This window comes from Nonomuraea sp. H19 (assembly GCF_052068215.1).
Lineage (GTDB): Bacteria > Actinomycetota > Actinomycetes > Streptosporangiales > Streptosporangiaceae > Nonomuraea.
In genome coordinates, this window is record NZ_JBQHCV010000108.1 from 1 (window position 1) to 1,799 (window position 1,799).

General features: G+C 65.6%; 1 protein-coding gene. It reads left to right on the plus strand.

The features are described from left to right. Positions 1-105 precede the first annotated feature (105 nt). Positions 106-1,761: an IS1182 family transposase gene (locus tag ACTMTI_RS56765; RefSeq protein WP_441129389.1), complete on the plus strand. Its 1,656-nt coding sequence runs from the start codon at positions 106-108 to the stop codon at positions 1,759-1,761. The last annotated feature ends 38 nt before the right edge of the window (positions 1,762-1,799 follow it).

A 1,799-nucleotide genomic window follows, 5' to 3' on the forward strand; every position in this document is an offset into this window, starting at 1 on the left:
CTTCAGGACTCTGCTGAGAAATTCACCTATTAGGTCGAAGCGTGACTATCTGTCGTGCATCGTTGTGGTGACCGAGAGTGGCTGGCCGGATGCGGGGAGGGCGTCATGTCGTTGGAGCCTCGGGTGGGGGAAGATGTGCCGGAGCTGACAACTCGCATGGTGCGGGCGGCGTTTCCCAAGGGGACGCTGGCGGTACGGATCCGGGAAGCGCTGGGTCCGCTCTTTGCCGATGACGGTTTCGCTGAGGCGTTTTGCCGGCGGGGTCGTCCCGCGATCTCTCCTGGAGCGCTGGCGCTGGTGTCGGTGTTGCAGTATGCAGAGGGGCTGACCGACCGGCAGGCCGCTGACCAGGTGCGGGCCCGTATGGACTGGAAGTTCCTGCTCGGGTTGGAACTGGACGATCCCGGATTCGAGGCTTCGGTGCTGAGCGGGTTCCGGGCTCGCCTGATCGAACACGGACTGGAGCAGAAGACTCTGGACCTGGTGCTGGAACGTCTTGGCGAGCTCGGTCTGGTGAAAGCCGGTGGTCGGCAGCGTACCGATTCCACCCATGTTCTGGCGGCGGTGCGGTCGCTGAACCGGATGGAGTTTGTCGGGGAGACCCTGCGAGCCGCGCTGGAGGCGCTGGCGGTGGCGGCCCCCTCCTGGCTGTCAGGACTGATCACGCCCGACTGGGCGGAGCGCTACGGGCCGCGCGTAGACAGCTATCGCTTCCCGAAAGGGGATCACGTCCGTCAGGCGTGGGCCGAGCAGGTCGGCCAGGACGGCTTCTTGGTGCTGGAGGCCGTCTACGCCGACACCGCGCCGGGCTGGCTGCGGGAGATCGACGCAGTCCAGGTGCTGCGGCGGGCCTGGATCCAGCAATATCACCGCGACCAGCAGGGGGTGCGCTGGCGGGAGGGCAAGGACCTCCCGCCGGCTCATCTTCGTCTGGCCTCGCCATATGATCTCGATGCCCGCTACGGGATCAAGCGTGGTTCGGGCTGGATTGGCTACAAGGTGCACCTAAGCGAGACGTGTGAGCCCGACGCACCCCATGTGATCACGCACGTGAGCACTACCGACGCAGTCACCGTCGACAGCGATCTGACCGAGCAGGTGCAGCAGATGCTCACCCACCGGGGTCTCCGGCCCGATGTCCATCTCGTCGACGCTGGTTACACCACTGCCGCATTATTCGTGGCCGCCGCCCAGACGGGCGTGGAACTCCTGGGTCCGGCCCCACACGACAGCAGCCGCCAATCACGACAGAATCAAGGGTTCTCCCGAGCCGACTTCACCATCGACTTCGACGAGCGCACAGCCGTCTGCCCGGCAGGGCGGCGCAGCTTCGAATGGTGGGATCAAAAGCATCACCGCAACAACGAGCCGGTGATCAAGGTGTTCTTCTCCGCCGAGAACTGCGGCCCCTGCCCTATGCAGGCACAATGCACCAGGCCTCCAACCGGGCGCCGGGGCCGGGGCTTGACCTTCCTGCCCAGGGAACGCCACGAAGCCCTCCAGGCAGCCCGTAACGCCCAAGACACCGACGGATGGAAACAACGCTACGCGACCCGGGCAGGCGTCGAGGGCACCATCTCCCAAGCAGTCCGCGCGACCGGGCTACGCCGCACCCGCCACCGCGACCTGCCCACCACCCGCCTGGGTCATGTCTTCGCCGCCACCGCGCTCAACCTCATCCGCATCGACCGGTGGCTGACCGGCACCCCGCTACACGGCACCCGCACATCTCACCTCGAAACGCTCGCTCTCGTGGCTTGATAACCCAAATCAGAATTTCTCAGCAGAGTCCTTCAGCC

Coding starts and splice junctions, on each gene's coding strand:
- ACTMTI_RS56765 (WP_441129389.1), top strand. CDS start 106: ATGTCGTTGGAGCCTCGGGTGGGGGAAGATGTGCCGGAGCTGACAACT.